Origin of the sequence: Streptomyces sp. CA-250714 (genome assembly GCF_050936705.1) — a bacterium.
In the GTDB taxonomy this organism is placed as follows: Bacteria; Actinomycetota; Actinomycetes; order Streptomycetales; family Streptomycetaceae; genus Streptomyces.
Map to the genome: position 1 here is coordinate 1,070,487 of NZ_JBNJMI010000001.1, position 24,627 is coordinate 1,095,113.

The following is a 24,627-nucleotide window of genomic DNA, read 5'->3' on the forward strand; positions in this document are numbered from 1 at the left end:
CCCCGATTGACCGTAATATCCAGATTCGCCAGGAGTTCATATGCGCTGTCAGAGCAGTCCGCAGGGCCGGATACGCAGCCGACCACGACGGACCAGGGCGGTCAGGGCGGCCACCGCCGCCGGCACGGCGGGTGTGCTGCTCGCGCTGTCCGGCTGCGCGGGGGCAGGCGCGCTCGGCTCCGGAGGCGACACGATCACTGTCCTGATGGTGAACAACCCGCAGATGCAGGAGCTCCAGAAGCTCACCGCCAAGCACTTCACCAAGGAAACCGGCATCAAGGTCAGATTCACGGTGCTGCCGGAGAACGACGTCCGCGACAAGATCAGCCAGGACTTCGCCAACCAGGCCGGGCAGTACGACGTGGCGACGCTCAGCAACTACGAGACGCCGATCTTCGCCAAGAACGGCTGGCTGCGCTCCCTGACCCCGTATGTGCGCAATGACAAGGGCTTCGACCAGCAGGACATCCTGCCGCCGGTGCGCGAGTCGCTCAGCGGCGAGGACGGCCAGGTCTACGCGCAGCCCTTCTACGGCGAGTCGTCCTTCCTGATGTACCGCAAGGACGTCTTCGAACGGGAGGGCCTGAAGATGCCGAAGCGCCCCACCTGGCCGCAGGTGGCGAAGCTCGCGGCCCAGGCGGACGGCGCCGAGCAGGGCATGAAGGGCATCTGCCTGCGCGGGCTGCCCGGCTGGGGCGAGCTCATCGCCCCACTGACGACCGTTGTGAACACCTACGGCGGAACCTGGTTCGACAAGGACTGGAACGCGCGGCTGAACGACCCCGCGTTCCGTAAGGCGACCAAGTTCTATGTCGACCTGGTGCGCAAGCACGGTCAGTCCGGTGCGGCGCAGTCCGGCTACGCCGAGTGCCTCAACAACATGACGCAGGGCAAGACCGCCATGTGGTACGACGCGACGGCGGGCGCCGGCTCACTGGAGAGCGCCAAGTCCAAGGTGAAGGGGAAGATCGGCTACGTGCCCGCGCCGGTCGTCAGGACCAAGAGCTCGGGCTGGCTCTACTCCTGGGCGTGGGGCCTCCAGAAGGCGAGCCGCAACCCGGACAAGGCGTGGAAGTTCATCTCCTGGGCGTCCGGCAAGGAGTACGAGAAGCTGGTCGGCAAGGAGTTCGGCTGGGCCAACGTCCCGGCGGGCAAGCGCGCCTCGACCTACGAGCTGCCCGAGTACAAGAAGGCCGCCGGCGCCTTCCACGAGGTCACCCGCGAGGCCATCACCCGGGCCGAGCCGCGGAACCCGGGCGTACAGAAGCGCCCCACGATCGGGATCCAGTTCGTGGACATTCCCGAGTTCTCCGACCTCGGCACCAAGGTCTCCCATGAGATCAGCGCCGCCATCGCGGGCCGCCAGTCGGTGGACAAAGCGCTGCAAAAGGCCCAGCAGCTGGCGCAGGAGGTCTCCGACGACTACGAGGGGCGAGGCCGATGAGCACTCCGACCACCACTCCGGCGCCCGGCGCGCACGAGGAGGAGCGCCTGCCGGCCGCCCGTACGGCCGCCGCTCCGAAAGGACCGCCGAACAGGCTGCGGGCCTGGGTCACCAGAGCGCCGCTGCTGCCCGCGCTCGTCTTCATGATCGTCGTCACCCAGCTGCCGTTCGTGGCCACGCTGGTGGTCTCGTTCTTCGACTGGAACGCGCTCTACCCCGAGGCACGGTCCTTCGGCGGCTTCGAGAACTACCAGGAGGTGCTCAGCGACCCCGAGCTGCGCGACTCGGTGCTGACGACCGCGCTGCTGACCGCCGTCGTCGTGCTGGTCAGCCTCGTCCTCGGGCTGCTGCTGGCGCTGCTGCTCGATCGCAGCTTCCGGGGGCGCGGACTGGTGCGCACGCTGCTGATCGCACCGTTCCTGCTGGTGCCGGTGGCCGCGGCCCTGCTGTGGAAGCACGTGCTGTACAACCCCGAATACGGGCTGCTCAACGGGGTGCTCAGCTGGCTGTTCGGGGAGAAGGCACCGCAGCCGGACTGGGTGGCCGAAATGCCGCTGGGCGCCGTTGAGGTGGCGCTGATCTGGCAGTGGACACCGTTCATGATGCTGATCCTGCTCGCCGGACTGCAGAGCCGTCCCGCCGACGCCATCGAGGCGGCGCGGATCGACGGCGCCGGGGCCTGGCAGATCTTCCGCTATCTGACGCTGCCGCATCTGCGCCGCTATCTGGAGCTGGGGGCGCTGCTGGGGTCGATCTACATCGTGCAGAACTTCGACGCCGTCTTCACCATCACCTCCGGCGGTCTCGGCACCGCGAACCTGCCGTACACCATCTACCAGACCTTCTACCAAGGCCATGAGTACGGACTGGCGTCGGCCGCCGGGGTACTCGTCGTCATCGGCTCCCTGATCATCGCCACCCTCGCGCTGCGGGTGGTCTCGTCCCTGTTCCGCGAGGAGGTCCGCGCATGAGCGCCCTGACCGCAGGCGCACCCGAGGCGGCACCGTCCGCCGCGCCACCGAAGGCCGCGTCCACCGCGCCGAGAAGCGTCCGCCGGAAGAACGCCGCGCTGGGGCTGCTGGCCTGGGTGTGCGGACTGCTCTTCGTGCTGCCGATCGCCTGGATGGTGCTCACTTCGCTGCACTCGGAGTCGGACGCCGCCACCAACCCGCCGTCGCTGGCCGCACCGCTGACGCTGGACGGCTACCGGGAGTTCTTCAGTGCGGGCGGCGGCGCCGGGCCGTGGCCCGCGCTGGCCAACTCACTGATGGCCTCGGTCTTCTCCACCCTGCTGGTGCTGGTGCTGGCACTGCCGGCCGCGTACGCGCTGTCCATCCGGCCGGTACGCAAGTGGACCGACGTACTGTTCTTCTTCCTGTCGACGAAGATGCTGCCGATCGTCGCCGGACTGCTGCCGATCTATCTGTTCGCGAAGAACACCGGCTTCCTCGACAACATCTGGCTGCTCGTCATCCTCTACACCTCGATGAACCTGCCGATCGCGGTGTGGATGATGCAGTCCTTCCTCTCCGAGGTGCCCACCGCGCTGATCGAGGCGGCGCAGATCGACGGGGCACGGCTGCCCACCGTCCTCACCCGGGTCGTCGCGCCGGTCGCCGCGCCCGGCATCGCCGCCACCGCGCTCATCTGCTTCATCTTCTCCTGGAACGAGATGCTGTTCGCGCGGGTGCTGACGGGGGTCGTGGCGCAGACGGCGCCCGTCTTCCTGACCGGCTTCATCACCAGCCAGGGCCTCTTCCTGGCCAAGGTGTGCGCCGCGTCTCTCGTGATCTCCCTGCCGGTGCTCGCCGCGGGGTTCGCCGCCCAGGACAAGCTGGTCCAGGGCCTGTCGCTAGGAGCTGTCAAATGAAGGCCGCACTCGTCGAGTCCGTGGGCAAGGTGTCCCTGACGGAGATTCCCGACCCGACCCCCGGACCCCGCGAGGTGGTGGTGAAGGTGTCGGCGTGCGGACTGTGCGGCACCGATCTGCACATCCTCCAGGGCGAGTTCGCCCCGTCGCTGCCGCTGGTGCCGGGGCATGAGTTCGCCGGGGAGGTGGTGGCGCTGGGCAGGGAGGTGACCGAGCTGGCCGAGGGCGACCAGGTGGCCGTCGACCCGTCGCTGTACTGCCACGAGTGCCGCTACTGCCGCCGCGGCCACAACAACCTGTGCGACCGGTGGGCGGCGATCGGTGTGTCCCGCGCGGGCGGCGCCGCCGAGTACGCCGTCGCACCGGTCGCCAACTGTGTACGGCTGCCCCCGCACGTCCGTACCCAGGACGCCGCGCTCATAGAGCCGCTGTCCTGCGCGGTACGCGGCTACGACGTGCTCAAGAGCCAGCTCGGCTCCCATGTGTTGATCTACGGGTCGGGGACGATGGGGCTGATGATGCTGGAGCTGGCCAAGCGGACCGGTGCGGCGAGCGTCGATGTGCTCGACCTCAACCCCGACCGGCTGGCCACGGCCCGCAGCCTGGGGTGCAGCGGTGCGGCGGCGACGGCGGAGGAGCTGGACCGGCCCGAGGGCTGGGACCTGGTGGTGGACGCGACGGGCAACGCCGCCGCGATCCAGGACGGCCTGGGCCGGGTCGCCAAGGCGGGCACGTTTTTGCAGTTCGGCGTCTCCGACTATGCGACGCGGGCGACGATCGAGCCGTACCGCATCTACAACCAGGAGATCACCATCACCGGTTCGATGGCCGTCCTGCACAGCTATGAGAGGGCCGCCGAGTTGTTCGCGGGCGGGATCCTCGATCCCGAGGTGTTCATCTCGGACCGGATGCCGTTGGCCTCCTACCCGGAGGCGTTGGGGCGCTTCGCGGAGGGGAAGGGCCGCAAGATTGTGGTGGTCCCGTAAGAGGGAGCCCTGCGCTGCGCTTGGGAGGTCTGCGCCAGAGGCGCAGGGCTGGCAAGCGCAGCCCCCTTCGCGGAGTACGCAGAACCGCAGGGCACGCCTAGAGGCAGTCGCGGGGCACCGCTTCATTCCAGGTGCGGGAAATGACGCGGTGGCCCGACTCGTACGCGTCCAGCGTGGCGTGCACATGGAAGGTGCCCTCGGTGCAGGTCAGCACCGTGCGGGTGACGGTCTGCGACTCCCAGCCGGACCGTCGGAACGTCATCGTCCAGGTGGATTCGCCGGCTACGGAGGTGAAGTCGTCGGCAACGGCCGTGTACCGCTCGTAGGCGCGGCGGCCGACATCCAGCCCGATGTGGTCCAGGCGCTCCATGCCCCGGTCCTTCACGATCTCCAACTCGTGGTGGTAGCCGATCAGATCGCGCTTGACGTCCCAGCGCTCCTCAGGCGGCGTCAGCGTGGTGGTGGCCAGCGGCGGCGCGCCCTCCGGTTCGCCGAAGAGGGCGCGCGGTGCCTCTCCCTCCTCGCGCGGGGTCCGCACCGGCAGGGTGAGGGCGCTGGAGTTCTCGTACACGCTCAGCAGCGAGGGCTCCGGGGGCGGCCAGGCCAGCGGCCAGTACGAGGTGGACAGTGACAGCCGGATGCGATGGCCCGGAGGGAAGGCCTGTGCCACCCCGTTGAGCTGCACGGTGGCACGGTAGCGGCGGCCTGGCTCCAGTGGCTCGGGGGCGTCCGTTCCGCTGTGGTGGGTGAGGTTCAGCAGGCCGTAGGTGATCCGGGTGGCGCTGCCGTCGGGCGCCACATCGGACAACCGCGCGGCGACCTGCGCCACCGGCTCGCCGACCGACAGGTCCAACTCCACGCTCGGCGAACCGAGGATCTCCACCCGCTCGGTGAGCGGCGCCGTCTCGAAGACCAGTGACCCGCCGTCCTCCTCACGCTGGTCGTAGGGCAGATCCGGGGGCGCGTTGTACGAGGCCCACTTGCCCGCGAACTGGCCGACCGACAGCGGGGAGCGCACCGTCAGCGCCGCTTGGTGCTCCGGCTCCTCCTCCCGTCGTTCTTCCGGCGGGCAGATGCGGTAGCGGGACAGCGGGTGGGTGACCTGGGTGACGTTCGGCGAGGGCCATTCGGGCTCGACGACCCACCGGCCGGGCCGTTCCTCGTAGGCGGTGGACGGGGGCACGCTGTCCTGCATCCAGGTGCTCAGCATGGGGCCGTCCATGACGCCGTTGTCGACGCCTTTGAGCCAGTGGTCCCACCAGCGGACGACCTCCTGGAGGTAGCCGATGGCCGGGCCCGGCTCCCCCAGGTGCGGGAACTTGTGCGACCAGGGGCCGATGAGGCCCTTGCGGGGGACGTCGAGGTGGGCGAGGAGCCGGGTGACGGCGTTGGAGTACCCGTCGGCCCAGCCGCTGGAGGCCAGCACCGGGCAGCGCACGGCCTGGTAGTTCTCGCAGACGGACGCGTGCCGCCAGTAGTCGTCGCGCCGCTGGTGGCGCAGCCACTCCAGTACCCATGGTTCGCTGTGCTCCAGCCGCTCGAACCACATGTCGCGCCAGCGGTCCCCGACGACAGCGGGGTCGGGTGGACAGGTGCTGTAGGCGAACATGGTGCCTGCCTCGGCCAGGTTGTCCGACAGCAGCGTGCCGCCCATGTAGTGCATGTCGTCGGCGTACCTGTCGTCGGTGAACGAGGCGATGACCACTGCGCGCAGGCTCTCCGGCCGGCGCGCCGCGACCTGGAGGGCGGCGAAGGCGCCCCAGGAGATGCCCATCATCCCGGTGGTGCCGTCGCACCAGGGCTGGGCCGCGAGCCAGTCGAGGACGTCCTCGGCGTCCTGCTGCTCCTGCTCCAGATACTCGTCCTGGAGCACCCCGTCGGAGTCCCCGGTGCCGCGCAGGTCGACGCGGACGCAGTTGTAGCCGTGCCCGGCGATGTAGGGGTGGTGGATCGAGTCCCGTACGGCGGTCAGGTCGCGCTGCCGGTAGGGGATGTACTCCAGCACCGCCGGCAGGGGTTCCTCGTCCGAACAGACGGGGCGCCAGACCCGCGCCGACAGCCGGGTGCCGTCCGGGAGCGGCACGGTGACGGGCTCTTCCTTGGTCTCGTAGGGCAGGTTGTGCACGCTGCGCATGGGTGCGGTCTCCGCTCCTGTCGTACTACTGTGCGCGGCTCCTGGCGGGCGGCTGTCCGCGCGGTTACGCGTGCCGGGCCGTATCACCGGTGGGGACGCCGGTCGACGCGGTGTGCCCTGGCGCGGTGCCGTGCAGGCCCAGGGCCGCGATGGCGCGGTCGTACTTCTCGCGCAGTTCGGTCTCGTCCTCCCCGGCGGTGAAGACGTGCGCGATCTCGTAGCTGTAGCTGTCCTGCTGGGTGAGGTTCCGCAGCCGCTGGCCCTCGTCGGGCACCACGTCGACGCGGACACCGGGGATCTCCTCCTCGACCCTGGCGATCTCCTCGGCGGAGGGCACGCGACGCGCCACACCGTCGGTGAACCAGCGGTGGTACCACTTGGCCGCGCACGCGTAGCGGCCCGCACGGTACGGGAGCGCGGGGTCGCGGCCGAGAGAGAGGGCGAGCATGCAGTGGTGGTTGGGGACGCCGTCGACGTAGTCGAACAGCTCGGCATGCGACTGGGAGTGCCTAGGGTTGATCTCCAGCAGCTTGATCTCGTCCTTCCCCGGGTCGTAGAAGAACTCGATGCTGAAGGTGGCCGCCTCCATCCCGATCTGCCGCATGACGCGCTCGGACACCGCCGCCAACCGCTCCTGGACGGGCACGGGGAGGCTGCTGGGATACTGGTGCCGCAGGAAGGAGGACGTGTCGGGGTAGTTGATGGAGTCCAGCACCCCGTAGACGGTGACAGCGCCCTGGTGCACATAGCCCTCGACGGCGACCTGGACGCCGGTCAGCCGCTCCTCGGCGAGACAGACCATGCCGCCCACCCCGGCCATCTCCTCGGGGAGCTCGACCTGGTCGAGGATGTACTCGAACGGCCTTCCCATCCGCCCGATTCCCTTACGGATCTTGTCGACGGCCGCCCGGAACTCCGCCCGGTCCGTCACGCCGTAGGCCAGTTCCGAGGAGTACGCCAGCGCCGGCTTCACCCACATGGGGAACCGCAGCCCCTCGGGCGGCTCCGGTTCGGCGGCGTCCAGGTCGACCCGGCCGAACCTGGGCACCTCGTCGACGGCCTTTTGCTGCTCCAGCCTGCTCCAGTACTTGTGCTCGCACTTGACCACCGATTCCAGGCTGGTGCTGCGTGTGCGGTACCGGCCGGCCAGCAGCGGGATCATGACGCTGACGGGGAAGTCCCAGTACCCGACGATGGCGTCGATGCTGCCGTCGAAGGAGTCGAGGATGCGCTCGGCGCGGTCCAGCAGCTCGGGCACCGAGATTGCGTCCCCCTGCAACTCCTCCGGCACCAGCAGCGGATGGAAGCGGTAGCGCGCCACCTCGGGTACTGCCTGGAGAGTGGCGCGGTTGGCGTCGTCCATGCCGAGGACGAAGACGTTCTTCTTGTCGGTTTCCGATATGGACACGTGCACCCTCCACGTCACTGTTCGGTGGTCCCGGGTCGAGCCCGGGGCCGCCGGCGCACTGGCCCGGTCCCGGCAGCCGGGACCGGGTTGCCGGACAGCGGAGCGGGGAAACGTGCGCGTCAGGCCGGGTGGTGTCTCGTTGCCGATCGCGAGCTTGATCGTTGGAGCCAGTGCGAATCCGGAACACCGGGTTCCGGAGCGAGAAGAGGAGAACTCGTTGACTCGGAGGAGTATCGCGCTGGCAGCAGCCGTTGCGATGAGCGGCGTGCTGTTGGCGACCGGGCAGGCCACCGCCACGTCACACGCCCAGACGCGGGCCGCCAAGCCGCCTTTCCCGTACGTCGACTGCATCAAAGAGGTGAAGAAGCAGCACAAGGCCACTGACGCGCGGGCCAAGAACATCTGCAACCAGCTGGTGAAGAAGGGGTGGATCAAGCCGCCGAAACGCTGAGCTGAGCCTGCCGAAGAAGCCCCTGTCGGACAGCACATGCGCTGTCCGACAGGGGCTCTTTACGTTGCTCCGCCGCTCACCGACGGGCGGCGACCCGGTTCGCCCTCCCGCCCCGGCGGGGGGCCTGCTGGGCGCGGGCCGCCCGGGCGACTGCGGCCTGCCAGGCCAGCAGGCCGGGCACCGCGACCAGTTCGAGGCCGAGCGCGGCGATCATCGTCGGGTACGGACGGCCGGTCTTCCGCCAGGAGACCACGCGCCCGAGCCCGCCGGCGAAGGCGGTGCCGAGCACGAGGCGCAGTACACCGCCACGCTGCTCCACCCGGGGCAGCGAGGTCCAGATGAGTGGCGCGGCGGCCAGCCAGAAGGCGTTGACGAAGCGGTACTCGCTGTCGAGCGTCGCGCTGACCTGCCCGCTCTGCCCCGGCAGCGCCGAGGGACCGGCGAGCATTCCGGCCGTACCGGAAGCGAACGGGATCGCGGCGAGGGTCCCGAGCGTGACCTGGAGGGCCCGCCGTCCGCGGTCGCCCTGTACTGAGTGAGAAGCCATGCCCTCATGTTCGCGCACCCCCTCGGCCTCCGCTCTCAACTTCCGTCCCGGCCTGCGCCGCTGCCCTCCCGCCGGGCGCCCTGTCCGGATCCGGGCAGGGTGTCGATGAGTGCTGCCGCGCAGTCCTCGACGAGGGCTTCGGCATACGCGGGAAGGGCGCCGCCGGCACGCAGATGACGCCGGACGACGGAGAGCGGAAGGTCGATCAGGGCGAGGGTGAGACGTTCGACGCCCTCGGCGCCGTCCGCGCCCAGCGCCGTGGCCACGGGGCCGAGTTCGGCGAATACCCGCCGGTTGCCCCGGTCCGCACGGGAACGGTGCTCGTCCGACCACTCCTCCCGGCCGAAGTCGCCCGGACTGTAGAGGAGGAGCGCCGCCTCGTCCGGGTGGGCGCGGCACCAGGCGACCACGTGCCGGGTGGCGGCACAGGCACCCTGCCGCACATCGTCGTACGCCGACAGGACCCGCAGATAGCTCTCCTGGAAGCGTTCGACGGTACGCAGCCACACCTCGGCCAGCAGCGCGTTCCGTCCCGCGAAGCGGTGGTAGAGCGAGCCGCTCGGCGCACCCGCCTCCTTGGCGACGGCTGCCATGGTCACGCCTGCCGGTCCTGAGACGGCAGCCAGCCGCACGGCGGCGTCGAGGAGCTGATCGGTGTCGAATCGGGGTGGCCTCGCCATGGTCGGGAGGGTAACCTGCCTCGTATTAGAGAGCTCTCTCTAATACGGCTCGCTCCATGAACCGCCTCGTCCGACCCTGGAGGTCCGATGGACGTCTACAACGTGCACGAACGGCTGCTGCCCGCACCGCCGAGCAGGGTGGCCACCCTGCTCGACTCGCTGGCCGGCGACGACGACCAGCTGTGGCCGCGCGGCTGGCCCCCCATGGCATTCGACCGGCCCCTGGGGGAGGGCGCCGCGGGTGGCCACGGCCCGGTGCGCTACACGGTCGCCGCGTATGTCCCCGGCACCTGGGTGCGGTTCGCCTTCACCGGCCCGCGGGGCTTCGACGGCTTCCACGAGTACGCGGTCCTCACGGCGGACGGCGACCGCACACTGCTGCGGCACACCCTGGCCATGCGGGCACGCGGCCCCGCCCGGCTCAGCTGGCCCCTGTTCTGGCGCCCGCTGCACGACGCGTGCCTCGAGGACGGCCTGGACCGCGCGGAACGTAATTGCGGCGGCGAGCCGAGCCGGCCAGCGCGGCACAGCGGATATGTACGGGGCCTGCTGCGGCTGGCCGCCCGGGCAGGGAGACGAGCCCCGTAAGGGGCGCGGGGAACTGCGCGAGCAACCACAACGCACCGGCAGCCTGCAGCCGACAGAAAGGGGCACCCCCTCACCAGCAGCGGGGAAGGCCGCGCCGCCCAGGCTCTACGCGCCGTCGGACCAAGCGGCGACCTCCACCTTGTCCCCCACCGCGAGGGTCCCAGGCCGCAGTACGGAGAACTTGGCGCCGAAGGTGACGCCGCCCTCCGGGGAACGGCGATAGGTCGCCAGGGTACGGAGGGGTTCCGGGCCCGCCTTGCTGCCGGAGCCCTGTTCGACCAGGGTGACCGCGCAGCGGACGGCGAGCTTGGCGAAGCCCAGTTCGGCGTCGCCGATCCGCAGCAGCCGCGCCCGGTCCTCGGCGTGGGGTTCCGCGTCCCAGCCGTCCACCACGATGTTGGGGCGGAAGCGGGTCATCGGCAGCGGCTCGGCACCACGTGCGGCCAGCCGCGCGTTGAGGTGCTCCAGCGTGGCGCGCGAGAGGAGGTGGACGGGTGAGCTGTCGGCGTAGCGGGACGTGCCCGGGGTGAGGCCGTCGGTCACCCTGCCGTTCTCGGGCGGGACGCGGACCAGCCTGCTGGGGGCGCCGAGGACGTCCGAGAGCCAGTCGGCGGCGTCCTGGCCCTGGTCGATCCCGCGCAGCGGCCGGCCCAGCATGTCAACCTCGCGCCGCTCGCCCGTCAGTTCCACGTCGACGTGCAACGCCGTCGTGCCGGGCGCGCGCAGTGTCAACCGCTCGCCGCCCGCGGCCGTTTCGCCCACCTCGGGCCGGATGACGGCGAGCTTCGGGTCCCGGCGCTGGGTGCGTCCCACGCCCTCCGGCGAGACCACCATGAAGCCGCGGTCGTGGGTGAGTCCGGCGGGCCGCATGACCGCGCTGCTGGTGGAGACGGCCGCGCACCCCTTGACGGGGTAGTAGACCAGCTCGACGACCTCGGCCATGTGCTGCTCCCTCTGCTCGTGTGCCCGATCGGTCGGTGCCCGTCGATTGTGCGCACGGCCGACCCGGTCGTGTGTACCGGGCCTGACGCGGGCCGGGGCGCCGACGGGCGCCCGGCGTACTGGCCGGCGGACGGCGGGGACCCGCTGCGGGGTCGCATAGCCTGGTCCTCAGGAGGAGAGTTCCGTGACCGACTCAGCACCCCGTTCGATCCCCGAGGGACATGTCCGGGACGACGCGCCAGCGCGCCGGACCGCGCCGGAGGATGCGCGCGAGTGCGTCCTGCTCAAGCACGGCGAGGTCTTTCTGCGCGGCCGTAACCGGGCCCGCTTCGAGGAGCGGCTGTACCGCAACCTGCGGGACGCGCTGCGCACGCTCCCCGGCTCGACGTGGGTCGAGAAGGGCCGCAGTGTCACGCTCGTGGGCGGCGAGCCGCCGCTGGAGGAACTCGTCGACTGCGTACGCCGTGTGATCGGCTTCAGCCTGGTGCAGCCGGCGGTGCGGATCCCCAGCACCGTCGAGGACATCGGCGACCACGCGGTGCGGGCCCTGCGCCGGGAGCGGGAGGAGCGCGCCGGCGGGCGCGGGGAGCTCACGTTCGCCGTACGCCCGAAGCGGCGGGACAAGTCCTTCCCGCTCACCTCGTCCGAACTGGCCGTCGCTGTGGGTGAGCGGGTGCGGCTGGAGACGGGAGCGCGGGTCGACCTCTCGCATCCGGACGTCGAGCTGGCGGTGGAGGTCGACCGGCGCGCGAGCTACCTGTCCTGGCGCCGGATGCCGGGACAGGGCGGGCTGCCGGTGGGCTCCAGCGGCCGGGCGCTGGCCCTGCTGTCCGGCGGGTACGACTCGCCCGTCGCCGCGTACCGGGCCATGCGCCGCGGACTGGCCTGCGACTTCGTGCACTTCACCGGGGCTCCGTACACCGACGCCTCCTCCGTCTACAAGGCGTACGCGCTCGCCCGCGAGCTCAACCGCTTCCAGCCGGACCGCACGCTGTGGGTGGTCCCGCTGGGCAAGGCGCAGAAGCAGCTCGCGATCGCGGGGGCCGGGCGGCTCCAGGTGGTCGCCCAGCGCCGGCTGATGGCGCGGACGGCGAGCGCGCTCGCCCTGCGGCTGGGCGCCGAGGCGCTGGTGACCGGGGACAGCCTGGGCCAGGTGGCCAGCCAGACGGTGGCCAACCTGGCGGCCGTCGACGAGGCGGCTTCCGTACCGCTGCTGCGTCCGCTGCTGGGCTGGGAGAAGCAGGAGATCATCGACGAGGCGCGCGCCCTGGGCACCGCCGACGTCTCGGTACTGCCCGACGAGGACTGCTGCTCACTGCTGTCTCCCCGGCAGGTCAGCACCCGGGCCAGGGTGCCGGACCTGCAACGGGTGGAGCGCCGCCTGGAGCTGGACGAACTCGTCGAGGAACTGCTGGCGGGCGCCTGGTCCCTGGAGCCCGGCACCGATCCGGCGGCGACGGGCGTCGCCGCCGGGGACGCTGTCGTCACGCCGCGCAGCTGATTGGTCAGCGGACCGTATCCGGTGGAGTTGCCGCGCCCTCGCCTCTGCCGGGAAGGGGGTGCCCCTGCCCGCCGACGCCGGGCTGCGGATCCTCCCCCAAGCTCTTCGAGCAGGGAGGTACCCCCATGGTTGATCGCGCCGTTCCCCGCGCCCCTTCGGGGGGGGGCAACCGTGGCCCGCTTCGCCGTTCCGGAGAGCGGGGATCTGGCACTTGGCGTGTGAACCTGGTGCTTCGTATGCGGAAATTCCGAGGGATCGACGGATGACCGACCGAGTTACCCGTGCGTTTCTCACATACGGTTCGTGACAGAATTGACTACCCATTCCCCTTCCCATGTTGCACGCTTGATCCCGTGCTTCCCAGGGGAGGGGAACGATGGACAAGCGGTACGAGATTTTCTGCCTTGCAGACCCGTATTTCTACGACACACCTGACCGCTTGTCGGATTCCGCATCGAGCACCGCACAGGGCGATGTCCACACCGGTACGCCGGCCGCCGGCGACGTGGAGCCCGACCCCGGGGAGTTACCGGTAGCGCGCCGCCCGGTGCCCGCGGGGTGGCGGCAGACCAGGTCCGGCGACTGGCTGGAACTCCGCCCGGTGGCGGGCGAGTTCCCGCTCCAGGGCTGGAAGATCCACGCCTCGGCCACACTGGAGAACGCGGACGAGATCGGCACGGCCGTCTGGGACCACTGCGTGCCGCGCGGAATTCCCTTCAAATTCGTACCGCACCGCACTCTGCTGTATCTGCGCAACGCCAAATACGCCGGGCGCGGCACGAGCGGGAAATTCGCAACCATCTACCCGGCCGACGAAGCGCAACTCGAAAGCATTCTCCGCGAGTTGGGTGCAATACTCGACGGCCGTCCCGGCCCGTACATTCTCACTGATCTGCGCTGGCGAAATGGGCCGCTGTACGTACGGTACGGAGGCTTCGCACCGCGCTTCTGTGTCGACGAGCAGGGCAGGCTCGTACCCGCCGTGGAGGACACGCAGGGCAGGCTGATACCCGACCGCAAGGACCCCGCCTTCCGGGTGCCGGACGGTGTGGAGCTGCCCGTCTTCCTCCGCCCGCAGCTGGCGGCGCGTTCGGCGGCCAGCGTCACGGATCTGCCGTACCGCATCGAGCGGGCGCTGCACTTCTCCAACGGCGGTGGGGTGTACGGCGGCACCGACACCCGCGACGGGAGCCGGGTCGTGCTCAAGGAGGCCAGGCCGCACGCCGGGCTCGCCGCCGACGGGGCCGACGCGGTGGCGCGGCTGGAGCGGGAGAAGGCCGCGCTCGACCGGCTCGCCGGGCTGCCGGTGGTACCGGCCGTACGCGACTGGTTCGAGCTGGACGGACACCGCTTCCTGGTGATGGAGGAGCTGCCGGGCCAGACCCTCAACGCCTTCTTCGCCAAGCGGCATCCGCTGCTGACCGCCGACCCCGACCCGGCAGCGGTGGCCCGGCACACCGAGTGGGCGCTGCGGATGCATCGCCTGGTGGCGGAGGCCGTCGCGGCGGTGCACGGGCGGGGCATCGTCTTCAACGACCTGCACATGTTCAACATCATGGTCGCGCCCGACGAACAGTCCGTCGCGCTGCTGGACTTCGAGGCGGCCGCGCTCGCCGAGGACGATCCGCGGCAGATCGTCGCCCACCCCGGCTTCATCGCCCCGGCCGACCGCACCCGCTACGACATCGACCGCTATGCGCTGGCGTGTCTGCGGCTCGCGCTGTTCGTCCCGATGACCACGCTGCTGGCCGTCGACCGCGGCAAGGCGGCCCATCTGGCCGAGATCGCGGCCGAACAGTTCCCCGGCATCCCGGAGGAGTTCCTGGCCGAGGCGGTCGCCACCATCGAGGGCACCGACACGTCGGCCCCGGCCACCCGCGCCACCATCCCTGGCACGGCCACCCCCCGCACCGCCGCCACCCATCGCACCACCGCCACCGTCGCACCCGGCGACTGGCCGGCAGCGCGTGCGGCGATGACGCGGGCGATCCTCGCCTCGGCCACCCCCGAGCGCGACGACCGACTCTTCCCAGGCGACATCGCGCAGTTCGGCGACGGCGGCGGACTCGGCCTGGCACACGGCGCGGCGGGAGTGCTGCACGTACTCGCCGAAACCGGCGCGGACCGGTATCCGGAAGGCGAGGAGTGGCTGCTGCGGCACACCGATCCCCCGCCGCGCGGCACCCCGCTGGGGCTCTACGACGGACTGCCCGGAGTCGCCTGCGTACTGGCCCGGCTGGGACACGCCAAGCGGGCGCTGGAGCTGACCGAGCGGGTGCTGGACGAGAAGTGGCAGCGGCTGGGCAGCTCGCTGTACGGCGGACTGGCCGGCCTCGGCCTCGCCCTGGGGCAACTCGCGGACGACACCTCGGAGCAGCGGTTGCACGCGACCGCCATCGAGGCCGCACAGCTGCTGGCCCAGCGGCTGGACGAGCCCGACGACCCGACCCCCGGCGTCAACAGAGCCGGACTGCTGCACGGCGCGACCGGAGCGGCGCTGCTGTTCCTGCGGCTGTACGAGCAGCACGGCGACTCCGCAATGCTCGATCTGGCGGAACACGCGCTCGCCCGCGATCTGGCGCACTGCGTACAGGACAGCGCGGGGACCTGGCAGGTGGACGAGGGCAACCGCGTGATGCCGTACCTCGGTGCCGGCAGCGTGGGCATCGCCATGGCGCTGGACGACTTTCTCGCGCACCGCCCGGACCACACCGAGTTCACCCGCGCCCGGGAGGGCATCCTGCCCGCGGCCCGTATGCGCTACTACGCGCAGCCGGGCATCTTCCAGGGCCGCGCCGGGATGCTGCTGCACCTGAGCAGGACGACCACTCCCGGGGTCACCGACGCCGACCGCGAGACACAGCTCGCCGGACTCGGCTGGTACGGCATGGCCTACGCGGGCGGTCTCGCCTTCCCCGGCGACCAGATGATGCGGCTGTCGATGGACCTGGCGACCGGCACGGCGGGCTGCTTGCTCGCCACGGGCGCGGCGGCTGCCGCCGACTCGGGTGAGGCACTGCCGAGCCTGCCGTTCTTGGCGCAACCCTGCGCCCCGTCAGGGGCGCGGGGAACTGCGCGACGAGCCACAACAAACCCGCGCCATGCGGACATCGGACAGGGGCAGCCCCTCCCAGTCCGCAACCCATAGACCGGCCTCCGGGGCGGGGGCCGTACTGAAGCACCACCGTCCCTGTAACACACACAACCCAACACCCCGATAGGGAAGGAAACACCACCATGGCACTTCTCGACCTGCAGACGATGGAGCCCGAGGAGCGGACCGGCGGCGGCGACGACAGCAGCGCGAGCCTCCTCCTGTGCGACAAGCACAGCTCCCACAGCACGCTCCTGTGCCTGTGACCGGGTGACACACGCATCCGGTGCCTCTGGGCGGGGTTCGTCCCCCGCCCAGGGGCGCTCAGCTGTCTCCGCACAGCGGACCAGCGCCGACCGACTGCTGCTCACCGAGGGGCGCCCTCATCTGTGGCGCACGGTCGCGCTGTTTCTCTCCGCGACCGCCGCGGCGGGTGCCGGGCTGGTGTTGCCCGCCGCACTCGGCCGCACCCTCGACCTGCTGCTGACCGGTGGAGGGACCGGCGGCGGTGCGGAAGCGACCCGCTGGCTCGCCGTATGCGCGGCACTGACGTGCGCGCTGGTGGTGCTGGACGCCGCCGACACGGTGCTCACCGGCACCCTCAACTCCCGTACGACGGCGCGGCTGCGCTTCCGCCTGGTCGGCCATCTGCTGGCGGTCGGGCCGCTGCGTGCCGACCGCTTCGCCCACGGGGATCTGGTCACCCGCTGCACCGGCAACGCCGCGCACGCGGGCACGGGGCCCAGCAGTGTCGCCTCGGCGCTGGCCGCTGTGGTGACCCCGGTGGGCGCGCTGGTGGCGCTGGCCCTGCTCGATCTGCGGCTCGCCGCCGTCTTTCTCGCCGGTACGCCGCTGCTGGTGCTGCTGCTGCGCGCGTTCTCCCGTACCTCGACCGACTGCGTCACCCGCTATCAGGAGACGCAGGCGCGGCTCGCCGGGCGGCTGGTGGAGGCACTCACCGGAGCCCGCACCATCGCGGCGGGCGGCATCCGGGAGCGTGAACGCGCCCGCGTGCTGGAGCCGTTGGCGGAGCTCTCCGCGCACGGACACCGGATGTGGCACGTCCAGGGCCGCGCCACCGCACAGGCCGCAGTACTGGTGCCGCTGCTCCAGGTGGCGGTGATCGCGGTCGGCGGACTGCTGCTGACCGCAGGCGAGTTGAGCGTCGGCGGCCTGGTCGCCGCGGCGCGCTACGCCGTACTGGCGGCGGGTGTCGGCACGCTCGTCGGACAGCTCAACGCGCTGGTGCGCGGTCGCACTGCTGCACAGCGGCTGGCGGAGGTACTGGACGTCGCGCCCATGACAGGTGGGCGTCGCATGGTGCCGGAGCACACCCCGGATGTCGGCGCGGGTCGGCTGGAACTGTGCGGTGTGCGGGCCTCGTACGGCGGTGAGACAGTGCTGCGCGGCGTGGATCTCGTGGTGCCCGGCGGGACGACGGTCGCGGTGGTCGGCCGGTCGGGTGCGGGAAAGTCGCTGCTGGCGGCCGTCGCCGGGCGGCTGGTCGAACCGGAGACCGGACAGGTGCTGCTGGACGGTGTCGATCTGGCCGAGCTGGACGCGTCGGCGCTGCGCCGGGCGGTCGGCTTCGCGTTCGAGCGCCCAGTGCTGTTCGGCGCCACCGTCGGCGAAGCCATCGCCGCAGGTGTTCCGGACGACGCAGGGCAGATACGCGAGGCCCGCGTACGGACCGCTGCGCGCGCCGCCTGCGCCGAGGAGTTCGTCCTGACCCTGCCGTACGGCTACGACACCCCCTGCGAGCAGGCTCCGCTCTCCGGTGGCGAGGTGCAGCGGCTCGGCCTCGCCCGCGCACTCGCCCAGGGCGGCCGGGTGCTCATCCTGGACGACGCCACCTCCAGCCTGGACACGGTGACGGAGCTGAAGGTGACACGGGCGCTGGTGGGCTCGGGCGACGCGGACGGCGCTGACGGCAGGGCCGAGGGGATGGCGGGGCCGCGGACCAGGCTGGTCGTCGCGCACCGCGCCTCGACGGCCGCCCGCGCGGACCTGACCGCCTGGCTCGACGGCGGCCTGATCCGCGCCCTGGCACCGCACGACCAGCTGTGGGAACAGCCCGCCTACCGGGCCCTGTTCGGTACCGGGAGCGCCGATGGCTGACAGCGTCAAGCACACGAGGACGGCACCGGCGGAACGGCACAGCGCTCGGCGAGGGCTCGTACGGGCGGGGTCGCGCTTCCTGCTGCGGCGGCCCCGCGTGCTGGTGGCGCTCGCGGCCTGGTCGGTGCTGGAAGCAGCACACACCTTCGCACTGGGCTTCGCGCTCGCCCGTGCGTTGGACGACGGCTTCCTGGCGGGCAGCGCGGCAACGGGCCTCGCCTGGCTGGCCGTTGCCGCCGCCGGTCTGCTCGTGGGGGCGTGGGGCACGGCGCGGGTCTACCGCCAGGTGGCGGCGCTCGCCGAACCGCTGCGGGACGAACTGGTGCGCCGCGTGGTGGGGCGCGGACTGTACGACGCCGTCACCGCCGTCGGCGCGCCCGGCCGTGGGCCGGGTGGAGCGTCGGGCGCGGGTGTGGTCTCGCGGCTGACACACCAGGTGGAGATCGCCAGGGACAGCTTCGCCGGGCTGGTGATGGTCTCGCGTTCGTTCGTCTTCACCCTGGCGGGGGCGGTCCTTGGGCTGCTGGCGCTGGCGCCGGTGCTGCTGCTCGTTGTCGTACCGCCGTTGGTGGCGGGGCTCGCTGTCTTCGCCGGGACGCTGCGGCCGCTGGCCCGCAGACAGCGGGACTTCCTGATCGCCGACGAGGAGTTGGCGCACGAGGTGGGCACGACGGTGCGCGCGCTGCGGGACGTGACCGCGTGCGGCGCGCAGCAGACCGTGCGCCGGTCGGTGGACCGGCGAGTGACGGCCGAGCGGCACGCGGCCGACGCCCTCGCCCGCTGGGGCATCGCCCGCGCGCTGGCACTCGGACTCGGCGGGCGGCTGCCCGTCGTACTGCTGCTGCTTCTCACCCCCTGGCTGTTGCGGCAGGGGGTGAGCGCCGGAGCGCTGGCGGGAGCGCTCACCTATCTCACCCAGGCGCTGCTGCCCGCGCTGCAGAGCCTGGTGCACGGGCTGGGCGGTGCCGGTGCCCGGCTGGCGGTGGTGATCGGCCGGCTGCGGGAGGGCGCACCGGAGCCGGGCCCGGAGGTGCGGCGGACACCCGTGCCGAGTCTGCCGGGCCCGGAGGGGCAGCGGACACCCGTGCCGAGTCTGCCGGGCCCTCGTTCGACAGCCGCGCCGCGCGCCGTCGCCCCCGGGACTCCCGCACTCGAACTGCGCGGTGTCGGCTTCGCTTACGGTCCGGCGGCCGTGCCGGTGCTTTCGGGGCTGGATCTCGCCGTTCCCGCGGACGGGCGGCTGGCGGTCGTCGGCCCCAGCGGTGCGGGCAAGTCCACCCTGGCCCTGCTGGTGGCCGGGATGCTGCGGCCCTCGGACGGCGAGATCAGGCTGTACGGACAGCCAGTCGTACCCGAACAGCAGCCGCACCCACAGCAGCCGCTGCGCCAACTGCCCTCCGAGCAACGGGTGCTGATCCCCCAGGAGGCGTACGTCTTCTCCGGCAGCGTGCGCGACAACCTCTGCTGTCTGCTGCCGGACCGCTCCCGCCAGTTGCCCGGGCCGGCGCTGCTCGGTGCAGTGGAGGCGGTGGGCGCGCAGGCGCTGGTGCGGCGGCTGGGCGGTCTCGAAGGGCGGGTGGACCCGGTGGCGCTCTCGGCCGGTGAACGGCAGCAGTTGGCGCTGGCCCGCGCCTATCTGTCCCCCGCGCCGCTGGTCGTGCTGGACGAGGCGAGCAGCCATCTGGACCCGGCTGCCGAGGAGGTGGCCGAGCACGCCTTCATCCGGCGCGGCGGTGCGCTGGTGGTGATCGCGCACCGGATCAGCTCGGCCCTCCGCGCGGACCGGGTCCTGGTACTGGACGGGGAGCGCACCTGCTGCGGTACGCACACACAACTGCTGGAGCGCTCCCCGCTCTACCGCGACCTTGCGGCGGGCTGGGCCCCGCGGTCCCGCGTGTAGCGGCGTACGCGGTTCGCCCTGCGCCTGTTCCCGCGTCCGCTCACAGCCAGCCGGCCCCCTGGGAGATACGGATGGCGTCCACCCGGTTGCGGGCGCCTGTCTTACGGGTGATGGCCGACATGTAGTTGCGCACCGTGCCGGTCGACAGCCCCAGATGGCGCGCTATCTCGGTGACGGACGCGCCTTCGGCCGCCGCCGACAGCACGGTCAGTTCCCGTTCGCTGAGCGGGACTTCGGAGGCGCGCAGCAGTGTGCCCGCCAGTGCGTTGTCCACGAAGCGCTCACCTGCCGCGACCCGCCGGATGCCGGTCACCAGTTGCTCCGGGAGCGCGTCCTTGCACACAAATCCGGACGCCCCCGCGTCCAGCGCCCTCCGCAGGGCCCCGGGGCAGTGCTGGCTGACCAGCACCAGCAGCCGGTGCGCCGCTCCGCCGGCCCGTGCGGCACCCCTGCGGGAGAGCCCCGCCAGCTCGTCCAGCGGAGAACGTCCCGTCACATCGGCGTCCACGACACACACATCGGCGGTCAGTGTCCGTGCCAGCCTGGCCGCTTCCTTCGCGGACGCGGCTTCTATGGCCATGTCCGGTTCTCTGCCGACCAGAGCGGCCAGCGCGCAGCGCAGTATGCGCACGTCGTGCACCAGCAGTACCCGGATCACACTCAGTCCCCCCTACGTGCCCGATCCTCACCTGACAGGCGCAGTTCAATACATACAAGCTCACGGCATCGAAAAGACGCACAGTTTTGGCCACACATTGAAACCGAATGTGTGCGATGTGTTATGGGGGCGCAACGAGGGGGCGCACTTCCCGGCACGGCACGGTCACCACACCAGCAGGGCGAGCAGGGTGATCCCGGCGAGCGCACAGGCCACGTAGTCGCCGACATGGCCGGAGTGCAGCCGCCGCAGCGGTACGGACCAGCGAGGGCGGACCCCGCTGGGCACGGTACGCAGGGCGACGTACGCCGCGCCCACGGCGAGCGCGGCCGACAGCAGCCCCAACAGCACGCCCAGCGTCGACCAGTGCGGGGCGGGAGAGTGGACACCGGGCTGCTCGGTGCCGTACAGCACGGCCGTGGCGTAACCCGTGTGGTCGGTGAACGTGTCGGCGGCCCGGCTGACGGCCGACCACAGCGGCGGCACACACCCCACGGCGAGCCCGCCCGCCAGGAGGGCACCTGCGGCGACGAGCATCGTGTCCGGCACCCGGGTCACCCGGCCCGGAGTCTCGGCGGGTTCGTCCGCGCCGGTCATCTCCTCCTCATCGCCGCCCCCTTCCGCTGCCGGGCTCTCCGGCGCCGTGCCAGCTTTCCGGTCCGGTCGCTCACCGGCCGTCTCTCCCGCCGCTTCCGCTGCGGCTCCCGCGGGCTCGCGGGCGGACTGCTCCGCACGGCCGCCTGGTGCCGGCTCCTGTGCGGGCTCCCCGAGCCCCAGGAAGACCCCGCCCGCGACCCGCAGCACGGCGGCGCCGGTGGCGGCGGAGACGAGGACGAAGACGACCGTCAGCCAACTGCCCGCCGCCTCCTCCGAGAGGGCCTTGCCGAGCCCCGTGCCGAACGGCGGCAGTCCGGTGAGCGCCAGCCCGCCGACGCCGAACAGCACTCCGATGCGCGGCAGTTCCCGTCCTTTACCGTGCAGATCGCGTTCGTCGACGCTGCCGAAGCGGTCCACCAGTACGCCCGCGCAGGCGAACAGAGCGGCCTTCACCCCGGCATGCCCCAGGACGTACAGCGCGGCGCCGGAGACGGCCTCAGGGGTGAGGACGGACAGTGCGACGAGGAAGAGCCCGGTGTGGGCGATGGTGGAGAAGGCCAGCAGCCGTTTGATGTGCCGCTGCAACCAGCACAGCAGCGCGCCGGTCACGGCCGTCAGCACGCCCAGCACCAGCAGCGCGCGGTGCACCTGTGTCTCCGGAACGCCACCGGGCCCCGCGAACACCGTCCAGTACAGCCGCGCCACACCGTAGACGCCCAGCTCCACCATCACCCCGGACAGCAGCATGCACACCGGGGTGGGCGCCACCGTGTGGGCGTCGGGCAGCCAGAAGTGGAACGGGACGGCGGCAGCCTTGATCAGGAACCCGGCGGCCACCAGTACGAAAGCGGCCTTCACCAGCACGCCGGAGCCGCCCGGTGCGGCGTCCAGCCGCTGCCCCAGCTGGGCGAGACCGAGCTCACCGGTGTGCGAGTACAGCAGCCCGACGCCCAGCAGGGTGGCGTAGCCGCCGAGCGAGTTGAGGAACCCGAAGGTGAGCGCGCCCTGGACCGCGCGGGCCTCCTCGACGCGGTAGCCGGTCAGCGCGTAGGCGATCACGCCCATCAACTCGAAGAAGACGAACGCGTTGAACAGATCGCCGGTCAACGTGAATCCGCACATGCCCGCCTGGAAGATCAGGATCAGCGCCGGGAAGGCACCGGCCTGGCGGGGCGGCGGATCGTCGAAGAACCGCCACGAGTAGACCAGTACGGCCACCACCAGCACCGAGACCAGCGCAGTCAGCCCGAGCCCGATCCCGTCCCCGACCAGCACGATCCCCACGCCCGAGCTGTGCCGGGGCCGCCAGCCGCCCAGCCACTCCACCGGCACCGGCCCGTCCGCCGCGGTCACCAGCAGCCCCACCGCCAGCACGGAAGTCCCCGCCGCGACCGCACAGCCGCAGACGTCGGCGACGTACCTGGGCAGCCATCTGCCGGTGGCGACCAGCAGCGCGGCGCCCAGCAGCGGCAGCACCACCAGCAGCGGCAGGGCCTGAGCCGCCGTCATCCGCGCAGCTCCCGCAACTCGTCCGGGTCGACGGTGCCGTGCCGCTTGGCGACCTGGACGACGAGGGCGAGCAGCAGCGCTGTGACCGTGGCGCCGACGACCACATCGGTCAGGGTGAGCGCCTGCACCACCGGGTCGACGACGGGCCGCGAGCCCGGCTCGATGTCGGAGTAGACCGGTGCGGTGCCGCCGCGCCGGTAGCCGACGGCCAGCAGCAGCACATACGTCGACGCCTGGCAGACCGCCAGCGAACCCACGGCGTGGATCAGGTTCCGGCTGGTGGCCAGCCCGTAGCAGCCCACCAGGAAGAGCCAGCCCGCAACCAGGTACGGCAGAACGCTCACGCGCCGCTCCCCTCACCCGCCGTGCCGCGGGGACCGGCCCCGTGCCTGCCCGGCTGCTGCGCTCCGTCCCCGCCCTCGATCACGATGGCCTGGTCGAGGAACTGCGCCAGCAGCACCACCACTGCAGCGGCCACCTCCACCCCGATCGCGGCGTTCAGCAGTGGCACGGTGCCGCCTGAGGAGAGCGTGTTGAACGTGCCGTACGGCAGAACGTTCTCGAGGAAGGCCGCCCCGGCGAGCACGCCACCGAGACCGACCAGCAGATAGCCCGCCTCACCGGCCGCGTCGGCCAGCGTGAACAGCGTCAGCGAGCGGAGCCGTCGCAGGGCGCGGTAGTCGATGGCGATGTAGAGCAGGTGCAGCGCGGTCGCGGCCACCACCCCGCCCTGGAAGCCGCCTCCGGGGCTGAGCTGTCCGTGCGCGGCGATGTAGAGCCCGGTCAGCAGGGTGACGGGCAGCACCAGCAGCGCGTAGCGGCGCACCAGGGACGGGACGACGGCGGGTGCGGGCTCCACCCGGTGCTCGTCGCGGGTGGTACGCAGGATGACGACGGTGCCGAGCACCGAGCCGAAGAGGACGGCCTGTTCGCCGAGGGTGTCGAAGGCACGCTGGTCGAAGTTGACGGAGGCGACCGTGTTGGCGGTGTGCCGGCCCAGCGCGGCCTCCACCGCGCGGGCGCCGTACGGGTGCCAGGAGCCGCCGAAGCCGGGCAGCGCGAAACAGGCTGCCGCCAGCAGCACCGCCAGCCCGAGCCCGCCCGCGGCCAGCACCCACAGACGCACCCGGCGACTCACCGCTGCTCCTCCCGCCGCTCGCTGCGGGCGGCCTTGCGCCGCACCTTCCATACGGACAGCAGCACCATCAGCGGGGTCAGCGCGGTGCCGACGGCCAGTTGGGAGAGCGCCACATCGGGCGCCTGGAGGACGGCGAACAGCAGCGCGAGCGCCAGTCCGAGACCCGCCAGAACGGTGGCCTGGCGCACCGGGTCGCGGGTGAGAGCGGCGGCCGTACCCGTGAGCGTCACCAGCACCAGGGCGAGCGCCACCGGCAGTTCACTGTCCAACCGGCTCATCTCCTCCGGGAGGTGTCGTCAGTGCCCGCATGCACACGGCGCTGCCCGCCACCAGCAGGCACCCGATGAGGAGCAGCTTCACCGTCGTCCTGCCGGGAGTGGCAGCGGCACACACCGGGAGCACGACGAGCGGCACGGGCGCCACGCTGAACACCGTCATGGCCCTGGTCACCGGGGCGGGCGGCCGGTCGGACCGCAGCTCCTCGCCCAGCAGCCGCTCGTACACCAGCGTGCCGGCCGGGCCGAGCACGGCCAGGGCGAGTGCCATGTCCGTGTAGGAGGGGCGGGCGTAGCCCTGGGAGAGCAGCAGCAGGGTGAGGGCGGCGAGCACGGTGGCGAGGTTCTGCGCCTGCACGCGCCGCCGTACGGGGCCCGTGCACACGCCGCACAGTGCCGGGAAGATGCCGCCGATGAGCAGCGCGCAGGCTGCGGCGAGCCAACCGTTCACCGCCGCGCCGCCTTGCGGGCCGCCCGCCCGGCGACCGCGGCGAGCAGTGCGGCTGCAGCGCCGACCCAACACTCCAGGGCGTCGACCGTCTGGATGAGGAAGAGCCACAGCCCGGCCAGCAGCACCCACCAGGCGGCCACCTCCGATACGGCCGTCAGCCGACGCGCCATCAGGTCTCCCCTCCGCCTCGCCCCGCTCGGACGCGTCTGTGGGTACCACCGGGTCGCCGACGGCAAACGGTGTCTTCTCGCGCGTCGTTTCGTCCGATTACCTGCGGGTACCGCGAGGCTCTTGGAGACGACGCACCCGACGACGGCCGGAGCACCTCCGGCGAGC

At 71.6% G+C, this 24,627-nt stretch carries 23 protein-coding genes; 11 read left to right on the top strand and 12 right to left on the bottom strand.

Annotated features, from left to right (window positions below; translation table 11 throughout):
- Window positions 1-40 precede the first annotated feature (40 nt).
- The 4 genes from ACQEU8_RS04870 to ACQEU8_RS04885 are packed head-to-tail and all read left to right on the top strand — an operon-like array spanning window position 41 to window position 4,300.
- Entirely contained in the window at window positions 41-1,444 is a 1,404-nt protein-coding gene (locus tag ACQEU8_RS04870) for an ABC transporter substrate-binding protein (protein WP_433097159.1), read from the top strand.
- A complete protein-coding gene (locus ACQEU8_RS04875) occupies window positions 1,441-2,415 on the top strand; it encodes a carbohydrate ABC transporter permease (protein WP_433097161.1) in 975 nt (324 codons plus the stop codon). The genes ACQEU8_RS04870 and ACQEU8_RS04875 overlap by 4 nt, the downstream gene beginning before the upstream one ends.
- Window positions 2,412-3,314, top strand: coding sequence for a carbohydrate ABC transporter permease (locus ACQEU8_RS04880; protein WP_433097163.1), 903 nt, complete (start codon window positions 2,412-2,414; stop codon window positions 3,312-3,314). The genes ACQEU8_RS04875 and ACQEU8_RS04880 overlap by 4 nt, the downstream gene beginning before the upstream one ends.
- Window positions 3,311-4,300: a zinc-dependent alcohol dehydrogenase family protein gene (locus ACQEU8_RS04885; protein ID WP_433097165.1), complete on the top strand. Its 990-nt coding sequence runs from the start codon at window positions 3,311-3,313 to the stop codon at window positions 4,298-4,300. The genes ACQEU8_RS04880 and ACQEU8_RS04885 overlap by 4 nt, the downstream gene beginning before the upstream one ends.
- Window positions 4,301-4,397: 97 nt before the next feature.
- Here ACQEU8_RS04885 and ACQEU8_RS04890 read toward each other — a convergent pair whose 3' ends face one another.
- Both ACQEU8_RS04890 and ACQEU8_RS04895 read right to left on the bottom strand, forming a co-directional pair.
- The gene (locus ACQEU8_RS04890; protein ID WP_433097167.1) at window positions 4,398-6,434 is read right to left on the bottom strand and encodes a CocE/NonD family hydrolase; all 2,037 of its coding nucleotides are present in this window, start codon (window positions 6,432-6,434) and stop codon (window positions 4,398-4,400) included.
- Window positions 6,435-6,498: 64 nt separating this feature from the next.
- Window positions 6,499-7,836 (bottom strand): ATP-grasp domain-containing protein, encoded by a 1,338-nt coding sequence (locus ACQEU8_RS04895; protein WP_433102149.1) that lies wholly within the window; start codon window positions 7,834-7,836, stop codon window positions 6,499-6,501.
- Between the two features lie 223 nt (window positions 7,837-8,059).
- Here ACQEU8_RS04895 and ACQEU8_RS04900 point away from each other — a divergent pair, with 223 nt between their 5' ends.
- On the top strand, window positions 8,060-8,293 hold the full coding sequence (locus tag ACQEU8_RS04900; protein WP_433097169.1) for a hypothetical protein: 234 nt from the start codon (window positions 8,060-8,062) through the stop codon (window positions 8,291-8,293).
- 76 nt (window positions 8,294-8,369) lie between these two features.
- Here the strand turns inward: ACQEU8_RS04900 and ACQEU8_RS04905 are convergent, their stop codons facing one another.
- Entirely contained in the window at window positions 8,370-8,840 is a 471-nt protein-coding gene (locus ACQEU8_RS04905) for a DUF4345 domain-containing protein (RefSeq protein ID WP_433097171.1), read from the bottom strand.
- A gap of 35 nt (window positions 8,841-8,875) precedes the next feature.
- A complete protein-coding gene (locus ACQEU8_RS04910) occupies window positions 8,876-9,520 on the bottom strand; it encodes a TetR/AcrR family transcriptional regulator (protein ID WP_433097173.1) in 645 nt (214 codons plus the stop codon).
- A gap of 87 nt (window positions 9,521-9,607) precedes the next feature.
- Here ACQEU8_RS04910 and ACQEU8_RS04915 point away from each other — a divergent pair, with 87 nt between their 5' ends.
- Window positions 9,608-10,108, top strand: coding sequence for an SRPBCC family protein (locus ACQEU8_RS04915; protein WP_433097175.1), 501 nt, complete (start codon window positions 9,608-9,610; stop codon window positions 10,106-10,108).
- Window positions 10,109-10,213: 105 nt separating this feature from the next.
- Here the strand turns inward: ACQEU8_RS04915 and ACQEU8_RS04920 are convergent, their stop codons facing one another.
- Complete coding sequence (locus tag ACQEU8_RS04920) at window positions 10,214-11,050, bottom strand: MOSC domain-containing protein (RefSeq protein WP_433097177.1); 837 nt, start codon at window positions 11,048-11,050, stop codon at window positions 10,214-10,216.
- Between the two features lie 280 nt (window positions 11,051-11,330).
- Here ACQEU8_RS04920 and thiI point away from each other — a divergent pair, with 280 nt between their 5' ends.
- The 5 genes from thiI to ACQEU8_RS04945 all read left to right on the top strand — a co-directional run bounded on the left by thiI (window position 11,331) and on the right by ACQEU8_RS04945 (window position 19,663).
- A complete protein-coding gene (thiI, locus tag ACQEU8_RS04925) occupies window positions 11,331-12,551 on the top strand; it encodes a tRNA uracil 4-sulfurtransferase ThiI (RefSeq protein ID WP_433102151.1) in 1,221 nt (406 codons plus the stop codon).
- A 376-nt stretch (window positions 12,552-12,927) separates the two neighbouring features.
- Window positions 12,928-15,699: a class III lanthionine synthetase LanKC gene (gene lanKC / locus ACQEU8_RS04930; protein ID WP_433097179.1), complete on the top strand. Its 2,772-nt coding sequence runs from the start codon at window positions 12,928-12,930 to the stop codon at window positions 15,697-15,699.
- A gap of 89 nt (window positions 15,700-15,788) precedes the next feature.
- Window positions 15,789-15,911 (top strand): SapB/AmfS family lanthipeptide, encoded by a 123-nt coding sequence (locus tag ACQEU8_RS04935; protein WP_016471140.1) that lies wholly within the window; start codon window positions 15,789-15,791, stop codon window positions 15,909-15,911.
- A 4-nt stretch (window positions 15,912-15,915) separates the two neighbouring features.
- Window positions 15,916-17,763 (top strand): ABC transporter ATP-binding protein, encoded by a 1,848-nt coding sequence (locus ACQEU8_RS04940; RefSeq protein WP_433097182.1) that lies wholly within the window; start codon window positions 15,916-15,918, stop codon window positions 17,761-17,763.
- Window positions 17,756-19,663, top strand: coding sequence for an ATP-binding cassette domain-containing protein (locus ACQEU8_RS04945; protein WP_433097184.1), 1,908 nt, complete (start codon window positions 17,756-17,758; stop codon window positions 19,661-19,663). Before ACQEU8_RS04940 ends, ACQEU8_RS04945 begins: the two co-directional genes overlap by 8 nt.
- A gap of 40 nt (window positions 19,664-19,703) precedes the next feature.
- Here the strand turns inward: ACQEU8_RS04945 and ACQEU8_RS04950 are convergent, their stop codons facing one another.
- The 7 genes from ACQEU8_RS04950 to ACQEU8_RS04980 form a co-directional block, all read right to left on the bottom strand.
- Window positions 19,704-20,321, bottom strand: coding sequence for a LuxR C-terminal-related transcriptional regulator (locus ACQEU8_RS04950; protein WP_433097186.1), 618 nt, complete (start codon window positions 20,319-20,321; stop codon window positions 19,704-19,706).
- Window positions 20,322-20,486: 165 nt separating this feature from the next.
- Window positions 20,487-22,427, bottom strand: coding sequence for a complex I subunit 5 family protein (locus tag ACQEU8_RS04955; RefSeq protein ID WP_433097188.1), 1,941 nt, complete (start codon window positions 22,425-22,427; stop codon window positions 20,487-20,489).
- On the bottom strand, window positions 22,424-22,771 hold the full coding sequence (locus ACQEU8_RS04960; protein WP_433097190.1) for a sodium:proton antiporter: 348 nt from the start codon (window positions 22,769-22,771) through the stop codon (window positions 22,424-22,426). The genes ACQEU8_RS04955 and ACQEU8_RS04960 overlap by 4 nt, the downstream gene beginning before the upstream one ends.
- Window positions 22,768-23,565: an MnhB domain-containing protein gene (locus tag ACQEU8_RS04965; RefSeq protein ID WP_433097192.1), complete on the bottom strand. Its 798-nt coding sequence runs from the start codon at window positions 23,563-23,565 to the stop codon at window positions 22,768-22,770. Before ACQEU8_RS04965 ends, ACQEU8_RS04960 begins: the two co-directional genes overlap by 4 nt.
- On the bottom strand, window positions 23,562-23,834 hold the full coding sequence (locus ACQEU8_RS04970; RefSeq protein WP_433097194.1) for a hydrogenase subunit MbhD domain-containing protein: 273 nt from the start codon (window positions 23,832-23,834) through the stop codon (window positions 23,562-23,564). Before ACQEU8_RS04970 ends, ACQEU8_RS04965 begins: the two co-directional genes overlap by 4 nt.
- Entirely contained in the window at window positions 23,824-24,291 is a 468-nt protein-coding gene (locus tag ACQEU8_RS04975) for a monovalent cation/H+ antiporter complex subunit F (protein WP_433097196.1), read from the bottom strand. The genes ACQEU8_RS04970 and ACQEU8_RS04975 overlap by 11 nt, the downstream gene beginning before the upstream one ends.
- Window positions 24,288-24,461, bottom strand: coding sequence for a hypothetical protein (locus tag ACQEU8_RS04980; protein ID WP_433097198.1), 174 nt, complete (start codon window positions 24,459-24,461; stop codon window positions 24,288-24,290). Before ACQEU8_RS04980 ends, ACQEU8_RS04975 begins: the two co-directional genes overlap by 4 nt.
- Window positions 24,462-24,627 lie beyond the last annotated feature (166 nt).